The 20122-nt window shown below is 68.8% G+C and carries 19 protein-coding genes and 1 pseudogene; 10 read left to right on the forward strand and 10 right to left on the reverse strand.

Going from position 1 to position 20122, the window contains the following annotated elements:
• Positions 1–23: 23 nt before the first annotated feature.
• Complete coding sequence (locus NS2_RS06075) at positions 24–1496, forward strand: DUF349 domain-containing protein (protein WP_081985711.1); 1473 nt, start codon at positions 24–26, stop codon at positions 1494–1496.
• Between the two features lie 327 nt (positions 1497–1823).
• Here NS2_RS06075 and NS2_RS38710 read toward each other — a convergent pair whose 3' ends face one another.
• Both NS2_RS38710 and NS2_RS06085 read right to left on the reverse strand, forming a co-directional pair.
• A complete protein-coding gene (locus NS2_RS38710) occupies positions 1824–2030 on the reverse strand; it encodes a hypothetical protein (protein ID WP_096490641.1) in 207 nt (68 codons plus the stop codon).
• Positions 2031–2076: 46 nt separating this feature from the next.
• Positions 2077–3093, reverse strand: coding sequence for a GlxA family transcriptional regulator (locus NS2_RS06085; protein ID WP_045436402.1), 1017 nt, complete (start codon positions 3091–3093; stop codon positions 2077–2079).
• A gap of 95 nt (positions 3094–3188) precedes the next feature.
• Between NS2_RS06085 and NS2_RS06090 the strand changes: the two genes are divergently transcribed.
• On the forward strand, positions 3189–4601 hold the full coding sequence (locus NS2_RS06090) for an MFS transporter (RefSeq protein ID WP_045436399.1): 1413 nt from the start codon (positions 3189–3191) through the stop codon (positions 4599–4601).
• An 88-nt stretch (positions 4602–4689) separates the two neighbouring features.
• Here the strand turns inward: NS2_RS06090 and NS2_RS06095 are convergent, their stop codons facing one another.
• Positions 4690–5271, reverse strand: a complete 582-nt coding sequence (locus tag NS2_RS06095) for an Rv2732c family membrane protein (RefSeq protein ID WP_033086401.1) — start codon at positions 5269–5271, stop codon at positions 4690–4692.
• 324 nt (positions 5272–5595) lie between these two features.
• Positions 5596–7230, reverse strand: coding sequence for a tRNA (N6-isopentenyl adenosine(37)-C2)-methylthiotransferase MiaB (miaB, locus tag NS2_RS06100; RefSeq protein ID WP_081985712.1), 1635 nt, complete (start codon positions 7228–7230; stop codon positions 5596–5598).
• Between the two features lie 170 nt (positions 7231–7400).
• Here miaB and NS2_RS06105 point away from each other — a divergent pair, with 170 nt between their 5' ends.
• The 6 genes from NS2_RS06105 to NS2_RS06130 all read left to right on the forward strand — a co-directional run bounded on the left by NS2_RS06105 (position 7401) and on the right by NS2_RS06130 (position 11708).
• Positions 7401–8129: an amino acid ABC transporter ATP-binding protein gene (locus tag NS2_RS06105; protein WP_033086402.1), complete on the forward strand. Its 729-nt coding sequence runs from the start codon at positions 7401–7403 to the stop codon at positions 8127–8129.
• 67 nt (positions 8130–8196) lie between these two features.
• Complete coding sequence (locus NS2_RS06110; RefSeq protein ID WP_033086360.1) at positions 8197–9036, forward strand: glutamate ABC transporter substrate-binding protein; 840 nt, start codon at positions 8197–8199, stop codon at positions 9034–9036.
• Between the two features lie 91 nt (positions 9037–9127).
• Positions 9128–9808 carry an amino acid ABC transporter permease gene (locus tag NS2_RS06115; protein WP_033086361.1) on the forward strand — a complete coding sequence of 227 codons (681 nt, stop codon included), beginning with the start codon at positions 9128–9130 and terminating at the stop codon, positions 9806–9808.
• The gene (locus NS2_RS06120; RefSeq protein WP_045436396.1) at positions 9805–10731 is read left to right on the forward strand and encodes an amino acid ABC transporter permease; all 927 of its coding nucleotides are present in this window, start codon (positions 9805–9807) and stop codon (positions 10729–10731) included. Before NS2_RS06115 ends, NS2_RS06120 begins: the two co-directional genes overlap by 4 nt.
• Before the next feature lie 106 nt (positions 10732–10837).
• A complete protein-coding gene (locus NS2_RS06125; protein ID WP_033086362.1) occupies positions 10838–11113 on the forward strand; it encodes a hypothetical protein in 276 nt (91 codons plus the stop codon).
• Positions 11114–11183: 70 nt separating this feature from the next.
• Positions 11184–11708 carry a DUF1990 domain-containing protein gene (locus NS2_RS06130; protein ID WP_033086363.1) on the forward strand — a complete coding sequence of 175 codons (525 nt, stop codon included), beginning with the start codon at positions 11184–11186 and terminating at the stop codon, positions 11706–11708.
• A 39-nt stretch (positions 11709–11747) separates the two neighbouring features.
• On the opposite strand, the gene NS2_RS06135 is transcribed toward NS2_RS06130, so the two are convergent.
• The 5 genes and pseudogenes from NS2_RS06135 to NS2_RS06150 all read right to left on the reverse strand — a co-directional run bounded on the left by NS2_RS06135 (position 11748) and on the right by NS2_RS06150 (position 17052).
• Complete coding sequence (locus NS2_RS06135) at positions 11748–12554, reverse strand: phytanoyl-CoA dioxygenase family protein (RefSeq protein ID WP_222594862.1); 807 nt, start codon at positions 12552–12554, stop codon at positions 11748–11750.
• Between the two features lie 92 nt (positions 12555–12646).
• On the reverse strand, positions 12647–13018 hold the full coding sequence (locus NS2_RS38345; protein WP_370737280.1) for a hypothetical protein: 372 nt from the start codon (positions 13016–13018) through the stop codon (positions 12647–12649).
• Positions 12998–13513: pseudogene (recX, locus tag NS2_RS38350) on the reverse strand (recombination regulator RecX); the annotation flags it as partial. The pseudogene recX and the gene NS2_RS38345, both read right to left, overlap by 21 nt.
• Before the next feature lie 1302 nt (positions 13514–14815).
• Positions 14816–15850 (reverse strand): recombinase RecA, encoded by a 1035-nt coding sequence (gene recA, locus NS2_RS06145; RefSeq protein WP_033086364.1) that lies wholly within the window; start codon positions 15848–15850, stop codon positions 14816–14818.
• A gap of 179 nt (positions 15851–16029) precedes the next feature.
• A complete protein-coding gene (locus NS2_RS06150) occupies positions 16030–17052 on the reverse strand; it encodes an Lrp/AsnC family transcriptional regulator (protein WP_033086365.1) in 1023 nt (340 codons plus the stop codon).
• A 95-nt stretch (positions 17053–17147) separates the two neighbouring features.
• On the opposite strand from NS2_RS06150, the gene NS2_RS06155 reads away from it, so the two are divergent.
• Both NS2_RS06155 and NS2_RS06160 read left to right on the forward strand, forming a co-directional pair.
• Entirely contained in the window at positions 17148–18545 is a 1398-nt protein-coding gene (locus NS2_RS06155; protein ID WP_147207102.1) for an MFS transporter, read from the forward strand.
• A 183-nt stretch (positions 18546–18728) separates the two neighbouring features.
• Positions 18729–19655, forward strand: coding sequence for a hypothetical protein (locus NS2_RS06160; RefSeq protein ID WP_143161265.1), 927 nt, complete (start codon positions 18729–18731; stop codon positions 19653–19655).
• 8 nt (positions 19656–19663) lie between these two features.
• Here the strand turns inward: NS2_RS06160 and NS2_RS06165 are convergent, their stop codons facing one another.
• Entirely contained in the window at positions 19664–20116 is a 453-nt protein-coding gene (locus NS2_RS06165; protein ID WP_033086368.1) for a nuclear transport factor 2 family protein, read from the reverse strand.
• Between the last annotated feature and the right edge of the window lie 6 nt (positions 20117–20122).

Here is a 20122-nt window from a genome sequence, read left to right on the forward strand (position 1 = left end):
ACGCGCGGCAGGGACGAGGAGCAATGACCGACAACAACGGAACCGAGAAGGCTACCCACCCGGAGTCGACCCCGACGCCCAAGCCCGGCGCCGCAGTGCCCGCTCCGAGCCATGCCCAGGTACCCACCCCGAGCAAAGCCCCGGTGCCCACCCCCAGCGAGAGCACCAAACCGTCTCCCGCGGCCACACCCCGCCGTAAACCCGAAGCCCCCAAGCCACATTCGGTGAAGCCCGCCCCCGGCCCGGCCACCCCGCATCCGCATCCGGTCGTGGTGCCGAGCGTGAGCGACCCCAGCCAGTGGGGCCGGGTCGACGACGACGGCACCGCCTGGGTCAAGACCGCCGACGGCGAACGCGTCATCGGCTCCTGGCAGGCCGGTGACGCCGCCGAGGGGCTGGCCCACTTCGGCCGCCGCTTCGACGATCTGGCCACCGAGGTGGCGCTGCTCGAGGCCAGGCTGGCCGCCGGCACCGACGCCCGCAAGACCAAGGCCGCCGCCACCGCGCTTGCCGAAACATTGCCGACGGCCTCGGTCATCGGTGATATCGACGGCCTGACCGGTCGGCTGCGGGCCATCATCGAACACTCCGACGAGGCGGCCGCGCATGCCAAGGAGGAGAAGGACCGCACCCGGCACGAGCAAACCGAGCGCAAAGAGGCCCTCGCCGCCGAGGCCGAGCAGATCGCCACCGACTCCACCCAGTGGAAGGTCGCCGGGGATCGGCTGCGCGAGATCCTGGACGAGTGGAAGACCATTCGCGGTGTGGACCGCAAGGTCGACGACGCGCTGTGGCGGCGTTTCTCCAAGGCCCGCGAGGCGTTCAACCGCCGCCGCGGGGCGCACTTCGCCGAACTCGACCGCGAACGCGCCGCCGCCAAGACCCGCAAGGAAGAACTCTGCGTGCGCGCCGAGGAACTGTCCGGGTCGACCGATTGGTCCGGCACCGCGGCCGTCTTCCGCGATCTGCTCACCGACTGGAAGGCCGCCGGGCGTGCCCCCCGCGAGGCCGACGAGCAGTTGTGGCGTCGCTTCAAGGCCGCCCAGGATGTCTTCTTCGCCGACCGCAATGCCGCGGCCAATGAGCGCGACCACGAATTCGAGCAGAACGCGGCCGCCAAGGAAGAACTCCTGCACACCTACGAGGACATCAACCCCGAATCCAACCTCGACGCCGCCCGCAACGCCCTGCGCGAACTCCAGGAGAAGTGGGACGCCATCGGCAAGGTCCCACGCGAGCGCATGCACGACCTGGAATCCCGCCTGCGCACCATCGAGAAGAAGGTCCGCGAGGCCGTCGACGCCCAGTGGCGCCGCACCGACCCCGAGGCCATGGCCCGCGCCGCCCAATTCCGCGAGCGTGTAGCCCAATACGAGGAACAGGCCGCCAAGGCCCAGGCCGCAGGCAAGACCCGAGACGCCGAAAAGGCCCTCGAACAGGCCAAGCAGTGGCGCGAATGGGCCGAAGCCGCCGAAGGCGCAGTCAGCCAGCGCTGAACCGGCACAACCCGATTCGATCCGGCGGCCCCGAAAGCCGCCGGATCGAATGCTCTCCGGCGGAATCCCGCGAACCGAAACGTAGGGCCCCTCGGCGCGAGCCTCCGTCTCCACGGGCGACGCGAGTCGGCAACTCCATCGGCGCGAGGCTGCGACACCGCGGGCGCGCCAAGTCCATGACGCGCGGCCCCGCATCGATGCGATACGCCGACCGGTGAATTCGGCTACGGCTCGAGAACATCTCGGCGCGGGGATCGGTGGTGATCAGGCTCGGAGCCTTCTTCGGCGCCATGAGCGCGTCCGATATGACGTTCGTGTCGAGGATGATCACGACTCGTGCCGGTCGGGGATCACCAACTCCACGTCCGCGGCGTCCAGCTCCCGCCTCAGGTTGGCCAGACGCTCGATGAGGGCGGCACCTCGGCCTCCATCGAATGGCCGTTTTGGGCGGCCCTTTTCCGAAGGCGTTCCTTCAACCTTCGGGTCCAGGTTGCGAATCGTGAGCGAGGCGGGCCGCTTCTTCCCGGTGCTCATGCAATCGACGCTATCGATGATCGCAGAAATCACACCGCGGTTCGGCTCAGTTGAGTTGGGCCGGGGCGGGCTGGGTGACGAACTCGTGGCGGGTGGGGCGGTGGGAGCGGCGGTATTCGGTCGGGGAAACGCCGACCTCGCGGTTGAAGTGGGCACGGAGGTTGGCGGGGCTGCCGAGGCCGCAGCGGTCGGCTACCGCGTCCACGGGGAGGTCGGTGAGTTCGAGGAGTTCGCGGGCTCGGATGAGACGCTGGGTGAGCAGCCATTGCAGTGGGGTGCTGCCGAGTTCGGCGTGGAAGCGGCGGGCCAGGGTGCGGTCGGAGAGGTTGGCGTGGGCGGCCAGGTCCGAAACCGTGAGGGGGCGTTCGAGATTGGCGAGGGCCCATTCGAGGGTCGCGGCCAGGCCGGGGTCGGCGGGCCGGGCGGGAACCGGGGATTGGATGTCCTGGGCCTGGCCGCCCGCGCGGTGCGGGGAGACGACGAGATAGCGGGCGGCGGCATTGGCGGCCCGGGAGCCCAGATCCTTGCGGATGAGGTGGATGCACAGATCCAGCCCGGCCGTGGTGCCCGCGCTGGTGAGGATGCGGCCGTCGTCGATGTAGAGGACGCCGGGGTCGATGTCGAGGCTGGGACAGCGCTCGCGCAGGGCGGCCAGATGACGCCAGTGGGTGGTCGCGCGGCGGCCGTCGAGCAGACCGGCGGCGGCGAGCACGAAGGCACCGCTACAGAGTGAGGCGATGCGCGCACCGCGTTCGTAGGCCGCGCGCACGGCATCCACCAGGTCGGCGGGCGGGTCCTCGCGGACGTTCGGGGTGGACGGGACGATCACGGTGTCGGCGCGCACGAGGTCGTCGTAGTCGTGATCGGTCAACGCTACGAAGGGATCTCGCAGGGTGGCGTGGCGAGCGCCGCGCGGGCCGCACAGCCGGAAGTCGTACCAGGTGTCCGAGGTGAAGCCGAGGGGCGGCTGATAGAAGATCTGGTACGGGATGGCCATTTCGAAGATCGGCATGCCGGGTGAGACGGCGACCGCCAGCGTTCCGGGATGACCGTTCGGCTCCATGGCTCGAATGTAGCGCCGCGGGCTGTCAGAAATCTAGCGCAGTGTGGCATTCCTGCCACTCGTGGATCGGGTTGCGGCTTCGCATAGTCGAAGACATGACCACGACGAGCGAGCGCACAACCCCTGTCCCCCAGCCGAATACGACGCCCGACCCGCACCGGTGGCGGGTGCTGGCCATCGCGGGGATCGCGCAATACCTCGCGATTCTGGATCTTTTCGCGGTCATCGTCGCGTTCCCGGCATTGCAGCAGTCCTTCGGGAACGCCTCGACCGGCGCGGTCTCGTGGACGCTCAACGCGTACACCATCGTGATGGCCGCCCTGCTGGTCCCCGCCGGTCGCTTCGCCGACGACACCGGTCGCAAACGCGGATTCCTGCTCGGCATAGCGCTTTTCGGGCTGGCGTCGATCGCCTGCGGCCTGGCCCCGAACCTGACGGTCCTGATCGTGGCGCGGGTGTGGCAGGCGGCCGCCGCCGCGCTGCTCGTCCCGACCGGGTTGGGCCTGGTGCTACCGGTGTTCCCGAAACGCGAGCACGCCACCGTCATGGGCGTCTGGACCGCCGTCGCCTCAGCGGGCGGCGCGAGCGGACCGGTGATCGGCGGGCTACTGCTGCAAGCCGACTGGCGCTGGATCTTCTGGCTGAACGCGCCGTTCACGGTGGTGGCATTCGCCTTCGGACTGAAGGTGCTGCCCGATATCCAGCAGCGCGCCGATCGGCGGCTGGATCTGCTCGGGGCGGCACTGATTCTCGGTGCCACCGCCGCCTTCACCACCGTGTTCGTGCAGGCCACCGCTTGGGGTTACACCGCGCCCGCCACCGTGGGCTGTCTGCTCGCGGCGCTCGCCCTGACCGCCTTGTTCGTCCGGCACGTGCGTCACCACCCCGACCCCGTGGTGAGCCCGATCGTCTTGCGGCACCGGTTGTTCCGCACCGCCACCCTCGGCGTCTTCTCCTATTACCTGGCCTTCGCCGCCCTGATTCTGGAGGCGACGCCGTTCATGACCGAGCAATGGCACTACTCGACCTTGCGTGCGGCCCTCGGCGTCGCCGCCATGCCGATCAGCTGCCTGCTGCTGTCGCCGTTCTCGGGCCGCTTCGTCGCCCTGGTCGGGGCCCGCGCCTCGGCGGCGCTGGGCGGCGCGACCGTTGCGCTCGGCTGCGTCTGGTGGGTGCTGGGCAGCGGGTTCTCGGATTCCTATGCGGTGGTGATGCTTCCGGGCGCGATTCTGGCCGGGGCCAGCACCGCGCTGTTGCAGCCGCCGCTGTTCGGGGCCTCGACCCTGCTGCCCACCGATCAGATCTCGCTGGGCTCCGGCACTTTGATGATGGCGCGGCAGACCGGCTCGGCGCTGGGCGTCGCCATCCTGACCGCCATCATGGGCGAGGCGGCGGGCCGGACCATGGCGGAGTTCCGGGCGGGCTGGCTCTACATGGTGGTCGCTGGGCTCGCCGCCATGGTCGCCGGACTCGCCTATCGGCCCGACCGCAGCCCGGCCCGGGCGTGATCCGGATGCGAAAAAGGCCCGGCGGCAACCGGATCGGGTTGCCGCCGGGCCCTGCTCGAAGGCTCAGTCCCTCGCCGAGTGCGCAGGCTCAGTTGTCGCCGAACAAGCGGCGGCGTTGCTGTTCTTCGGCCTGGGCTGCGGCCAGGCGGCGCTGTTCCTCGGCCGCGAGCTGCACCGAGGTGCGGGCCCACACCACCCGGACCCAGTGGAAGGTCAGCACGATGATCGCGATGGTCGCCACGATCAACCCGATGCCCGGGCCCGCGCCGTGGTAGTTGCCCAGACCCGGGGTCTGCCGGTGCCAGATGGACAGCACGCCGAACACGCTGCCGATGGCCGAGCCCGCGACCGCGATCCAGGCCAGCAGCCAGCGGCGGGTGATCAACGCCAGCACGGAGAACCCGATGCCGAACACGACCACGAACCACACGAACAGCCGCGAGGGCAGTCCGATGTGATCGGCCTGCGCGACCGTGTCGTACAGCAGCACATCGAAACCGCGCGTCTTGCCCGCGTGCGGCAGCACCAGCGAGGCCAGCAGCACGAACACCGAACCCGCGACCACCATGGCCCGCACGCCCGGGTCGATCTCCCCCGCGATCTTGCGCTCGACGGCCTCGAGATCCGAACGGAACTGCTCGAAGTCCTGACTGTTCTCGGCCGCCTTCATGCTCTCCTCGTTCGCCTCGGGTGCCCGATCTGACACCGGTTCCGCCTGTGCTGCTTGCTCTTCCGGGTTCTCCGGTCGGTCACCGCCCGCATCGGGGCCGGTGGGCTGCTGCTCGGTCATACCGCTCGCGATCCTCGCTCACGCCTGGCGCGTACTGATTGGTCGGCGGCGGGCGGTCCGGAGTTCCCGCCACGGGCGAATCCACCCGCACGTACCCAACGCATCCTGCCCTATGACGCTGCGTAGTTGACAGCGACCCCGCCATTCCGGCAAACCACGCAGACGAGGAAGCGCCGGAATGACACGGAAGGCGCGGCCGGAACCTCAGTCGCCGCAGGCGGAACCGCAGCCCGCGGCGGCGGTCTCGACCACGATCGGAGCGCCGATGCCGGGCAGGCCCAGGCCGACGCCGATGGGGGCGGTCTTGGGGGTGATGCCGCGTGCGTGGGCGTCACCGGCCGCGGTGCGGCGGTGGGTCAGCACTTCGCCGTCGGCGATGAGGTAGTGCGGGGCCGCGCCGGTGACATCGATGGTGATGATGTCGCCGGGGCGGATCTCGGTGCCGGGGGCCGGGTTCACCGGCGGGCGGAAGTGGACGAGGCGGCCGTCGCGGGCGCGGCCGGACATGCGGGCGGTCTTGTCGTTCTTCTTGCCCGCGCCCTCGGCGACCAGCAGTTCGACGGTGGTGCCGAGCAGGGCCTGGTTGCCTTCGAGGGAGATCCGCTCCTGTAGCGCGATGAGGCGGTCATAGCGTTCCTGCACGACCTCCTTGGGCAGCTGATCGGGCATGGTCGCGGCGGGAGTTCCGGGGCGGATCGAGTACTGGAAGGTGAAGGCACTGGTGAAACGCGCCTGCGCCACCACATCCAGGGTGGCCTGGAAGTCCTCCTCGGTCTCGCCGGGGAAGCCGACGATGATGTCGGTGGTGATGGCCGCGTGCGGCATGGCCGCACGCACCTTCTCGATGATCCCGAGGAACTTGGCGCTGCGGTAGGAGCGGCGCATGGCCTTCAAAACCCGATCCGAGCCCGACTGCAACGGCATGTGCAGCTGCGGGCACACGTTCGGCGTCTCCGCCATGGCCTCGATGACGTCGTCGGTGAACTCGGCCGGGTGCGGGGAGGTGAAGCGCACCCGCTCGAGGCCCTCGATAGTTCCGGTGGCGCGCAGCAGCTTCGCGAACGCGCCGCGGTCGCGCTCCTCGGTCGGGTCGGCGAAGGAGACACCGTAGGAGTTCACGTTCTGACCCAGCAGCGTCACCTCGAGCACGCCCTGATCGACCAGCGCCTGCACCTCGGCGAGCACGTCGCCGGGCCGCCGGTCGACCTCCTTGCCGCGCAGCGACGGGACGATGCAGAACGTGCAGGTGTTGTTGCAGCCCACCGAGATCGACACCCAGCCCGCGTAGGCGGACTCGCGCTTGGCGGGCAGCGTCGACGGAAACGCTTCCAGCGCTTCGATGATCTCGACCTGGGCCGCTTCATTGTGGCGGGCCCGCTCCAGCAGCACCGGCAGCGAGCCGATGTTGTGGGTGCCGAACACCACATCCACCCAGGGGGCCTTCTTGACTACTGTGTCGCGGTCCTTCTGCGCCAGGCAGCCGCCGACGGCGATCTGCATGCCCGGGCGGTCGGCCTTGATCGGGGCGAGGTGGCCGAGGGTGCCGTAGAGCTTGTTGTCGGCATTCTCGCGCACCGCGCAGGTATTGAATACGACCAGGTCAGCGGTGTCGCCCGCCACGGCCTTGACGTATCCGGCGTCCTCGAGCAGACCCGAGAGGCGCTCGGAGTCGTGCACGTTCATCTGGCAGCCGTAGGTGCGTACCTCGTAGGTCCGGGCCGGGGAATTCACCCAACCAGGGTAATAGCTGCCCGGCGCAGGCCATAAACGCCGTCCCCGCCGGGTGACCGGGGTCTCGCGGCGGTCGCATCGATGGTCGGGCGATTGTCGCCGAATCATCGTGCCACCGGGCATTCGCGGTCTCGGCGGTGTCAATCGCTGGTTACGCGCGGGTGTCGAGACTCGGCACAGTTCGAACCGCAAAGGCAAAGACGAGCATTTCGGGCGCGAGGTGGTTAGGGTCACTGGTCATGACCGACGTGGCCGATTCCGTCAGCACCTCCGCGCCGATGATCTCGATGCGGAATGTGGACAAGCACTTCGGCTCGCTGCACGTACTGCGTGACATCAATCTCGAGGTGCCCAAGGGGCAGGTCGTGATCGTGGTGGGACCCTCGGGCTCCGGCAAGTCGACCCTGTGCCGAACCATCAACCGGCTCGAAACCATCGACTCCGGTGACATCGCCGTCGACGGCGTGAAACTGCCCGACGAGGGCAAGGCCCTCGCAAAGCTGCGCGCCGATGTGGGCATGGTGTTCCAGCAGTTCAACCTGTTCGCGCACAAGACGATTCTCGACAATGTGATGCTCGCGCCGGTGAAAGTGCGCCGCATCGACAAGGCGGCCGCCCGCAAGCGGGCGCTGGAGCTGCTCGACCGGGTCGGCATCGCCAACCAGGCCGACAAGTACCCCGCACAGCTCTCCGGCGGGCAGCAGCAGCGCGTGGCCATCGCCCGTGCGCTGGCCATGGACCCGAAGGTGATGCTGTTCGACGAGCCGACCTCCGCACTCGACCCGGAAATGGTGTCCGAGGTGCTCGAGGTGATGGTCGGGCTGGCCCGCGACGGGATGACCATGCTGGTCGTCACGCACGAGATGGGCTTCGCGCGCCGGGCCGGCAATCGGGTGCTGTTCATGGCCGACGGGCAGATCGTCGAGGACACCGAGCCCGAATCCTTCTTCACCGCACCGAAATCGGATCGCGCCAAGGACTTCCTGGGCAAGATCCTCTCGCACTGACCCACTCCGTTACCGACTTCGTTCCATGGGGGAAGACCCCGCACTCCACGAGAGAACAGGACGTTCGATGAGGATCAACCACGCAATCCGGATCGCCGCCGGAGTGGCTGCCCTGGCGCTGACCGTCACCGCCTGCGGTGGCGGCAGCAACAAGTCCGCCGGTGAGCACGCCGCCAGCGGCAAGCTCACCGTCGGCATCAAGTACGACCAGCCGGGCCTGGGGCTGCTGAACAAGGACGGCAGCTACAGCGGCTTCGACGTCGATGTCGCCAAGTTTGTCGGCGACAAGCTGGGTGTGAAGCCGGAGAACATCACCTTCAAGGAGTCGCCGTCGGCGCAGCGCGAGACGCTGATCCAGAACGGGCAGGTCGACTTCATCGTGGCCACCTACTCGATCACCGACGCGCGCAAGGAGAAGGTCGACTTCGCGGGCCCCTACTTCCAGACCGGGCAGTCTCTGCTGGTGCGGTCGGACAACACCGACATCACCGGGCCGGAATCGTTGAACGGCAACAAGAAGCTGTGCTCGGTCAAGGGCTCGACCCCGGCACAGAAGATCAAGGACAAGTACGTCAGCGCCAAGGAAGTCCAGTTGCAGGAGTACGACACGTACTCGCTGTGCGTGGAGGCGCTCAAGTCCGGCGCGGTCGACGCGGTCACCACCGACGACATCATCCTGCGCGGTTACGCGGCGCAGTCGCCGGGCGCGATCAAGGTGGTCGGTGCCACCTTCAGCACCGAGAAGTACGGCATCGGCGTGAAGAAGGGCGACGCCGACACCCGCGGCAAGATCAATGACGCCATCGACGCCATGATCACCTCCGGCGCGTGGAAGGCCGCCCTGGAGAAGAACTTCGGATCCACCGGCTTCCAGATCCCGGAGCCGCCCAAGGTCGACCGGTACTGAGGCACGGACGCGCGCCGGATGATTTCACGGTGGAGTTATTCATGAAATCACCCGGCGCGCTTCGTTTTCCGATCGGAGGAATGGGGCAGTCGTGTTCGACCTGATCTCCAACTATCACACCAAACTGCTCGACGCGTTCTGGGTGACCATCAAACTGACGCTGTATTCGGCGTTCTTCGCGCTGATTCTCGGGACCGTGGTGGCGGCCATGCGGGTGTCGCCGATTCCGATCGCGCGCTGGATCGGATCGCTGTACGTCAACATCATTCGCAATACGCCGTTGACGCTGATCATCGTGTTCACCTCGCTGGGCCTGTACAACACGCTCGGGGTCCGGCTCGCGCCCGAGGGCCCGGACAGTATCCCGGAGAACAACTTCCGGCTCGCGATTATCGGATTGAGCGTCTACACCGCGGCTTTCGTGTGCGAGTCGCTGCGGTCGGGCATCAATACGGTGCCGTTCGGGCAGTCGGAGGCGGGGCGCTCGCTCGGGTTCACCTTCGTGCAGAACCTGCGCCATGTGGTGCTGCCGCAGGCGTTCCGGTCGGTCATCGCGCCGCTGGGCAGCGTGTTCATCGCGCTGACCAAGAACTCGACCATCGCCTCGGCCATCGGTGTGGGTGAGGCCGCGCTGCTCATGTGGGAGATGAACGAGAACGAGGCGGCGGTGCTGAACATCGGCGCCATCTTCGCGCTCGGGTTCGTCATTCTGACGCTGCCGACCGGCCTGTTCTTCGGCTGGCTGGCCAAACGATTCGAGGTACAGCGATGACCGCCTCGGTGCTCTACGACGCACCCGGACCCCGCGCGCGGGTGCGGTATCGCGTCTACTCGGTGATCGTGGTGCTGGTCGCGGCGGCCGTGCTCTGGTACGTCTACCGCGGGCTGGCCGACAAGGGACAGTTCACGGCCGCGAAGTGGAAGCCGTTCGTGGAGGCCGACGTCTGGCGCACCTATCTGCTGCCGGGCCTGCGCGGCACCCTGGAGGCGGCGGCGCTGTCGATCGTGTTCGCGCTGATCCTGGGCACGGTCTTCGGCATTCTGCGATTGTCGGATCATCGCGTCGTGCGGGTGATCGCGGGCGTGGTGGTGGAGATCTCGCGGGCCATCCCCGTGCTGATCCTGATGATCTTCCTGTACAATCTGTTCGCCAAGAACAATGTCTTCCTGCCCGAGCAGCTGGCGCTGGCGGCCGTGGTGGTGGCGCTGACCATCTACAACGGGTCGGTGATCGCCGAGATCGTGCGGTCGGGCATTCGTTCGCTGCCCAAGGGGCAGTCCGAGGCCGCGATCGCGCTGGGCATGCGCAAGACGCAGGTGATGGTGTCGATTCTGCTGCCGCAGGCGGTGACGGCCATGCTGCCGGCGCTGATCTCGCAGATGGTGGTGGCGCTCAAGGACACCGCGCTGGGGTACCAGATCACCTATCTCGAGGTCGTGCGGTCGGGTGCGCAACTCGGTGCGGCGGAACAGAATCCGATTCCGTCGCTGATGGTGGTCGGCATCGTCATGATCGCCATCAACTACACGCTGACCGTGATCGCCACCCGGCTGGAGAAGTGGCTGCGCACCCGCAAGCGCGGCTCGCGGACCGTGCTCACGCCGGGCAACATCGCACCGCCCCCGGGCATGGACGTCGTCATGGCCGACCAGCCCGCGGCCGGGGTGATCGGCGACGCGCGCTCCGGCGCCTGATTCGCTTCCCGGTTCGGGACCATGATTCCCGAACCGGGACCGGGCATTCCAGGAATGCCGCCCCGACCTGCGGACAACTGCCACATCCAGCTCGCATACTGGTTTCATGAACGAAGACGACACCACTCGAAGAGAATTCGTCTTCGGGCTCTTCCTGGCCACCGTGATCGCTCCCCTCCTCGCCGGCCTCACCGCCTTCACCGCCGTCCTCGGCTTCCATCTCGCCCACGCGAGCGCCGAACGCCTGCGCGCCGCCCGCCGCGAGAAGTCCACCGCGCCATTGGCACCCCACATGGCCGCCCACCGCGCCCTCCGCCACACCAACCAACGCCACGCCCGCCGCACGATCTCCACCCGCCGCCCCGGCGGCGTGCCGCACTGACCGGAGGCGGAATCGGTCCGCCTAGGCTGATATTCATGGAATCAGCCCAGAGTGATCGCGCGACCGGCCGATGAACGAGCCCCTCACCTACGCCCCGGCCGGTATCACGGCCCCCGCCGATCCCACCTGGACCACCACCCTGCCCGGCTTCCGCCGCTTCGAACGCACGGTGCCCCTCGGCCACGGCACCGAACTCTGGGACCGAGCGAGCGAGGAACTGCTGAGCTGGGGCGTGAAGCGCCGCAGCGGCTTCCACGTCACCCCACTCGACACCCCCGACCTCCGCGTCACCCCGGGCGCGAATTTCCGGATCACCGCCGGATGGGGACCCATAGCGATCCACGAACCGGTACGCGTGGTCGCCGTCGTCGACACCCCCGACCGCGCGGGCTTCGCCTACGGCACCCTCCCCGGCCACCCCGTCTCCGGCGAGGAAGCCTTCATCCTCCACCGCACAACCGACGACCGGATACTCCTGACTCTCCGCTCCCTTGCCCGCCCCGCCCCGAACGGCCCCTGGCGCACAACCTTTCCACTCCTGCTCGTAGCCCAGCGCTACTACCGCCACCGCTACCTGCGCGCACTGGCGGACTGACACGGCTCCTACCCGGAGCATCTGTCAACGGACGAATCGTCATCGGCCGAGGCCGAGCCTTATGGCTGCTTCGACGGGTGAGTAGTTGCCGTCGGGGCGGTCGATCTCCAGGGGGGACGCGGGTTGCAGGGCCGGTGTGGCCATGAAGCGGGGGGTGCTGCCGTGGTGTGCTTGGGCGGCGTGGATCAGGAATGGGTGGCACAGGTAGATGTCACCGGCGTGGCCGGTGGCGCAGGTGATCGGGGCGGTGGTGGTGGCCTCGAGAATCCCGGTTTCAGCGATGCGGGTCGCGTCGAGACCCTGCTCGCCGTAGGCGAACAGCCGTGCGGAGACGGCCAAGTGGGAGCCGACGCGGATGCGGGTGGGCGCGTCGGCCCCACTCACGTCGGTGAACAGGACGAACAGGAACAGCGCGCGCCCGCGCGAACGGTAGTTGGTGAAGGAATGGCCCGACCAGCCCTCGGGTAGATAGCTGCCCTCGAAATGCCAATAGTCGTCGTGCGGTGGATCCGGATGCGGAAAGCGGACCTGAATCGTCCCGGAATCCGACCCGCGCCCCCACCGGCCCGGCCCCACCAAGCGGTCGAAGGCGTTCTCCAGCACCGGCATCCGCATGATGCTGCGGAACGGCTCGACATCGTAGCCGGGCAGCCGCACCAGCGGCTTCGCCCACGTGGCCGGATCGTCCGCGACACAACCGGTATCCGGCCACATGATCTCGAGGCACCGTCTCGCGACCTCCCGGGAGAACATCCCCTCCACCCGGACGAAACCGTCTCGAATGAACGAGCCGACCTGTTCCGGACCCACGATCCCCGCACCCGGCACCGCTGGTAGCGCACGCACAGAAGGATCGTCACACCGCGACGACACCACCGCCTAGAGGCCAACGGTCCAGCACAAAGACCCTCACCCGCCCTGGGCCCGGCAAACCACACTCACTCGGAATCGAGAGCGGCACGCGACAATTCGTCCCGCACCACCGCATAGGCGACGGATTGGCCGAAGCCCCGGCGCGCCAGCAGGCCGACCAGGCGGCGGGTGGCCTTGTCGCGATCGAGACCGCCCGGCAGGCTGCGGATCTTGGCGCGAACCAGTTCCGCCGCGCGCTCCCGCTCGTCATCGACCGGCTCCGCGCTCTCCTCGGAACCAGCTGTGCCGGAGCCGAACTCACGACTCGCCGCGCGCCCTCGCGTGGGGCGAATCCGATCGCCGCGCGAGGCGATGGCCGGAGTATCCGGACGGGTGCCGTGCGGAGCATCGAACGGGTCGTCGGGGGCGAACCTGTCGGCAAGTTCGGCCTTGACCACCCCGTAAGCGGTGGCGGGGTTGTAGCCGCGGCGGGCGAGCATGGCGACCAGGCGGCGGGTTGCCTTGTCGCGGTCGAGGTCCGAGGGGAGCGACGGGAGCTTGCGGCGGACCAGGTCGGCGGCTCGGGCGGTTTCGTCCTCGGCGGTGACCGATTCGAGGGCGGGTTCGGCGTGCTCGGGTGCGATGCCCTTGCGCCGCAACTCCTCGGCGAGCACCTTCTTGCCCTTGCCCGCGTAGGTGTGGCGTGAACGCACCCACTGCTGCGCGAACGCCGCGTCGTCGATCAGCCCGACCTCGGTCAGCCGATCCAGCACCCGCCCCGCCACCGCGGCGCTGAATCCCTTCTCCGCCAACCGATCCGCCAGCTCCACCCGGCTCCGAGCCCGATCGGTCAGCAAGCGCAGGCAAACATCCTTCGCCTGCGCCTCGGTTCCACCGCCCGGCATACCCTCCGCTCCGGCCGACTCCTGTCCCGCACCCGCGCGCCCACGTCGCCGCCGACCGCCCCCGGCAGCCGCGGAGACCTCGGAGTCATCCCCGTCGCCGCCGACCCGCGCCGGGCCGGAATCCGCCCGACGACGATTCCCCCGTCGCCCACGCGCACCGGCACGCCGGTCCTCCCCGTCGCTGTCCGAATACGCCTCCAGCGCTTCCGGATCAGCCCCGCGCCGCCCCATACCGCGATGAGCCCCCCTCCCATCAGCCGCACCGATCGGTGCCTCCCCCGGCCGCCGCTCCGCCGCACTCGCGCGCGCTCCTGGCCGCCCCTTCCCCTCCGAAACCGCCCACACCCCAGACGTTTTCGACGCAGCGGTCGCCTCGGCGAGCGCCGCACGCGCGGCCCGCAATTTGTCCTGGCTGCCAGCAGCGGGCGGGATCGGCGCAGCACCCGACTCGGCCGCCGCATCAACATCACCGTGCCGACGCGACGATCCCCTGCTCGTGCCGCGATTCTCTGATTCCTCGCGCGCTTGCCCGCTGGTCCGGCGATTCTCGCGTTCCGCATGGCGAGGTCGCCCCTCCGATTCGGGGACGGCGGCCGCGGCGGTTGCCCGGGCGAGGGCGGCTCGCGCGGCGCGCAGCTTCTCTTCGCGGGTGGTCGTCGGTGAGATCGGCTCTACGAACGGGTGGTTGGTGATTTCCCCGGCGCCGAACCCAGCGGCACGCGGCTCGGCGCCTGCGCTGATCGACTCCGGCGCGAACGGCTCCGGCGCTCGGGGTGACGGAGTGGGCGCGAGCGGGTTCCCGCCGTCGCCGGGGGCAGTGGGCGCTTCCTCTCGCCACTGCCCCGGCGAGCGGCGTCGCCCGGTGGGCGAACGGCGGTGGGGGCTGGATGGATTCGGCGGGTGGGACGCATCGGGTGAGCGCGGGTCGTTCGCGGCGGGCTCGACATCGGGTGAGCGGTGCGCTGGTTCGACCCCGGGGCCGATGGTGGCGGGGTCCGGTGGGCGCGGAGCGAGCGGGGCAACCCGGTCGGACGCACCGTCGGTGGTGTGCCAGGTGGAGCTGCGGGTGGCCGCCGAATTGTCTTCGGAGGGAGCGTGATCGGCCGCGCTGTGGGTGGCCGGTCCGTAGTTCCATGTGCCGGCGCTGGAGGTGTAGGGGTCGGCGGAGTCTCGGCCGAAGAGGTCGTGGCTCGGCTCGGAGGTTCGGGAAGCCGTGGGGCGGAAAGCGCGTCTGGCCGCGCGGGCGGCGGTTGCGTCGAGTTGGCGGCGGAGGCGTTCCACCGCTTCCAGTTGGGGGGTGGGCCCCGGCGGGTCAGGCCGGGGCCCTTCGGAATCCCGAGGGGTCATCGATCAGAAGTCGGCGGGGGCCTCTTCGGCGGTGACGTCCGCGCCGATGCCGAGCTTTTCCTTGATCTTCTTCTCGACCTCGTCGCGGACATCGGTGTTCTCGAGGAGGAACTTGCGGGCGTTCTCCTTGCCCTGGCCGAGCTGGTCGCCCTCGTAGGTGTACCAGGAGCCGGACTTGCGGATGAAGCCGTGCTCGACACCCATGTCGATGATCGAGCCCTCCTTGGAGATGCCGACGCCGTAGAGGATGTCGAACTCGGCCTGCTTGAACGGCGGCGCGACCTTGTTCTTGACGACCTTCACGCGGGTGCGGTTACCGACCGCGTCGGAGCCGTCCTTCAGCGTCTCGATGCGGCGCACGTCCAGGCGAACCGAGGCGTAGAACTTCAGCGCCTTACCACCGGTGGTGGTCTCCGGCGAGCCGAACATGACGCCGATCTTCTCGCGCAGCTGATTGATGAAGATGGCGGTGGTGCCCGAATTGTTCAGGGCCGAGGTCATCTTGCGCAGCGCCTGGCTCATCAGGCGGGCCTGCAGACCGACGTGGCTGTCACCCATCTCGCCCTCGATCTCGGCGCGCGGCACCAGGGCGGCCACGGAGTCGATGACGATGATGTCGATGGCGCCGGAACGCACCAGCATGTCGGCGATTTCGAGCGCCTGCTCACCGGTGTCGGGCTGGGAGACCAGCAGCGCGTCGGTGTCGACACCGAGCTTGCGGGCGTAGTCCGGATCCAGCGCGTGCTCGGCGTCGATGAAGGCGGCGACACCGCCCGCGGCCTGGGCATTGGCGACCGCGTGCAGCGCGACCGTCGTCTTACCCGAGGATTCCGGGCCGTACACCTCGACGATGCGCCCGCGCGGCAGGCCGCCGATGCCGAGGGCGACATCCAGCGAGATCGATCCGGTCGGGATCACCGAGATCGGCTGGCGCTGCTCCTCGCCCAGGCGCATCACCGCGCCCTTGCCGAAGCTCTTCTCGACCTGCGCCAACGCCAGTTCGAGGGCCTTGTCACGATCGAAAGCCGGTGGTGCCATGGTCAGTTCCCCTTCTCAACGGGTGTGTCTCTTGCTGGGGTTGGCGCCCACGTTAGAGGGAGGCACCGACAAGTTCCGACGACGAGCGTAGACGAACAGGTGTTCGATGCAAGCGACGCGCTGAACGACACGCGAAAGACCTGGCGGCAAACGGCCGGCAAGCCCACGTCCGGGCCAGGTCAGGGCACGATCGCGACCATACGATCGTCGACCAGCGTCTGCGATTGCTTGAACATCCGCAGCGCCGACAGCACCTCGACGTCATTGATCCCCGGCAGCGCGCCCAGCGACTCGGTGACATACCGGTACAGGTGCGCGGTGTCGTGACACACCACCGACGCGGTCAGATTCGCCGTCCCGGTCGTCGCCGCGACATAGGCCACCTCCGGATGCGTGGCGACGGCCTGCCCCACCGCCTCCAGATCGCCGGGCCGCACCCGCATCCACAGCATGGCCCGCGCCGCGTAACCCATTCGCTCCAAAGCGAAGTCGAGATCGAAGTACAGCACCCCGGACGCGACGAGCTCGTTCATGCGCCGCGTCACCCGGCTCGCGCTCCACCCGGTGGCGGCCGCGAGCTGCGCGTAGGAGGCGCGCCCGTCGCGCCCCAGCATCGCCAGCATGGCCTCGTCCTCGCGCGACAGCTCGACCTGCCGCTCCGGCCCACGCGGCTCCCACATGGGCGGGCGCGGACCGAGTTCGCGCAATTGCTCCGGGGTGAACAGATGGCCGTAGCGCGGCCACTCCTCCTCGAACGGGAACTGCCGCATCACCTCGTGCACGGACAGCTCGAGCACCTGAGCGGCCCGCGGGATCATGCGCAGCAGCAGCTCCTCCTGCCGCTCCGCCGACCGCGGTCGGCACACGCAGGTCACCTCGAATCCGGTGGCCAGCAGGGAAACCCAGCTCACGTCCGGCAGCCGGGCCAGCGCCTCGGCCAGCGGCACCGCCCGATTCGGCGCGGTCTTGATGCGCAGGATCCACCGGGTGCGCCCGAGCGGCACGGTATTCACCTGGCCCGCGACGTGGATCATGCCGCGCCGCCGCAGCGACCGGTAACGCCGGGCCACGGTCTGCTCGGAGACGCCGAGCACCGCGCCGAGCCGGGCGAACGGGATGCGCGCATCGATGACCAGGCCGTGAATGATCTGCTTGTCGAGGGTATCCAAGACGGAGGATTCGTCCGCCTTCTCACTATCCATGGGAGGAATCCTTCGTAATCAGCGGTGCAGCTATGGGATACAAGCCTTCCCCGCGAGTCTAAGTGACGAAATCGCTCGCTCTTCTGGAGGTTCCAATGCGGAAATGGCTCCCGCTGTTCGCGGCCTGTCTGGGCACGCTCATGCTCCTCATCGACGTAACCATCGTGAACGTCGCCCTTCCGGATATCGCCGTCGATCTCGGCACCGGCCTGTCCGGATTGCAGTGGGTCGTCGACGGTTACGCCCTGGCCCTGGCCGCGTTGCTGCTGGTGCTGGGCTCGCTCGCGGATCGGGTCGGCGCGAAACCCATCTATCTGGTCGGCCTGGTCCTGTTCGCGGCGGCCGCGCTGGCCTGCGGCCTCGCCCGGTCCTCGGAGTGGCTGATCGCCGCGCGCACCGCGCAGGGCATCGGCGGCGCGGCCATGCTGGCCACCACGCTGTCGCTGTTGCACGCCACCTATACCGGCCGCGATCGTGGTGTCGCGTTCGGCGCGTGGGGCGCGGTGGCGGGCGCGTCCGCCGGGATCGGCGTGGTGCTCGGCGGCGTGCTCACCGATCTGCTGTCGTGGCGGTGGATCTTCTTCGTCAACCTGCCCATCGCCGCGATCACGATTCCCTTGACCGCCATCGCTTTCGGGCCGTCCCCGCGGCGCGCCGATCGCGGGATCGACCCGCCCGGCATGGCCGCCTTCGCGCTCGCCGCGACCGCGATCACCTACGGCATCATCCGCGGCGGCGAACACGGCTGGACCGATTCGCGCGCGGTCGCCACGCTGATCGCCGGCGGGCTGGCGCTGACTTCGTTCCTCTTCATCGAATCACGCAGCGCCGCACCGATGCTGCCGTTGCCGCTGCTGCGCCACACCGGCCTGGTCGCGACCCTGATCGCCGCGCTCGGCATGAGTTTCGCGGCCTTCGCGGCCAGCCCGCTGATCTCGCTGTGGCTCCAGCGGCAATCGCACCTGAGCCCGTTGCGGGCCGGGCTGTCGCTGCTGCCGATGTCGATCAGCGCCTTCCTGGTGTCGGGTGTGTTCGGGCGACGGCTGCACGATCTGTCCCCGCGGTGGACGATCGGCGGTGGCCTGGTCACGATCGGCGCGGGCAGCGGGCTGATGACCCTGATCGACGCCGGATCCTCCTGGGCCGCCGCGATTCCCGGGCTGCTGGTCATCGGCGCGGGTGTCGGGGTGATGGCCCCGCCGCTGGTGGCCGTCGGCATGGCCGCGGTCCCGCCGCAGCAGAGCGGCACGGCAGCCGGTGCGGTCAACACCGCGCGGCAGCTGGGGCTCGCACGCGGAGTGGCGGTGCTGGGCACGGTCTTCCGCGGCGCCGCCGGTGAGCGGCTCACGCCGTCACACTTCGCGACCGGGCTCGACTCGGCGGTCGCGGTCGCGGCCGCCGTCGGAATCGCCTGCGGTGCCGTGGTCTTCGCGTTGTTCCGCGCCCACGAGCGAGCGGCGGAACCCGTCCCCGCTCCCGTGCCGGTCGGCTGACGGTGCGTGCCATCACGAACCGACCGGCAAGTCGAAGAGGGATCGAAATACGTTCCGCCAGATCAGTTTTCGAATGATCACCGGGGCGACCGCACTGGACTGGGCCCGTCGGCGCACCGTGCGGTCCGCCCCCAATTCCCCTGCGATTCCACCGTTCTCGCGCAGAAAGCCGCGGTGAATATCATGTCGACACTCCCTCGCCCCGATACCCGGCTCCGGTCCGCGGCCGCCGCCCAGGGCGGTCAATGGACCACGCAGACACCGGTTCCCAACGCCACCTCCCCGCGCGGGCCGGGATCGGCGACATTCCAGGACAACCCGTATCTGGCCTGGCGCGCCGAGGACAGTTCCGATTCCATCTGGCTGTCCAGCAGCCCCGACGGGCAGAGCTGGTCCGGGCCGTGGAACACCCCGAATGTCGGCACCTCCGAGCACCCGGCCCTGACGGCCGCCGGAATCGGCGACGAGACCCTCTACCTGGCCTGGAAGGGCGCGGGCCGCGATCAGAACATCTGGTGGTCGACCTCCGCCGACGGCCAGAAGTGGGAGGACCAGCAGATGCTGGGCGGCGCGGAAACCGCGTGCGCCCCCGCCATGGTCTCGTTTCACGGTGTGCCGCATATCTTCTGGCGCGGCTCCGACACCCTGCTGACCTCGAACCAGAGCGTCTACATGTCGGCGCGCACCAATACCGGCTGGACCGCCCCGGTCGTCCTGCCCGGCATCGCCTCGTCCGACACGCCCGCGGTGGCGGTCCTCGACGGCATCCTCTATCTCGCCAACCGCGGCACCGAGGCCCCACTGGACAACGACAAGTGGATCCGCCTGTGGAGCTCCACCAACGCCATCACCCGGACCGCACGCGCCAACCCCGCCGACGCCTACTCCGACCTGGCCCCCGCTCTCGCCGCCCACGCGGGAACACTGCACCTGGCATGGAAATCCGCGACCGGCGACGAGATCTGGTACTCCAGCTTCGACGGCGACCACACCTGGCAATCCCCCACCCGCGCTGCTGGAGCTCACCTGGCGCGGCTCCACCACCTGACCAAGATCAGGGAGCTCTCACCGAGGGATTTGGTCCGAATAGCCTCGGTGAGAGCTCCCTGATCTTGTTGCTAACGCAGGGGAAGCGAGACGGAGGATTCTTCGGGGGTGCGGGGGCCGAAGATGCGGCGCTCGGCCTCGGGGATGGGGACGTCGTTGATGCTGGCCTCGCGGCGGGACATGCGGCCGTCGGGGGCGAATTCCCAGAGTTCGTTGCCGTAGCTGCGGTGCCACTGGCCGTTGTCGTCGTGCCACTCGTATTGGAAGCGGACGGCGATGCGGTCGTCGGTGTAGGACCAGAGTTCCTTGCGCAGCGCGTAGCCGTTCTCCTTGGCCCACTTGCGTTTCAGGAAGTCGACGATCTCGGGGCGGCCGGTGAGGAACTCGTCGCGATTGCGCCAGACCGAATCCTCGGTGTACGCCTGCGCGACGGTCTCGGGATCGCGCGTGTTCCAAGCATTCTCGGCGGCGAGGACCTTCTTCTTCGCCGATTCCAGGTCGAAGGGCGGAAGCGGTGGACGCATGGGTGA

The organism is Nocardia seriolae NBRC 15557, from assembly GCF_007990715.1.
Classification (GTDB): Bacteria; Actinomycetota; Actinomycetes; order Mycobacteriales; family Mycobacteriaceae; genus Nocardia; species Nocardia seriolae.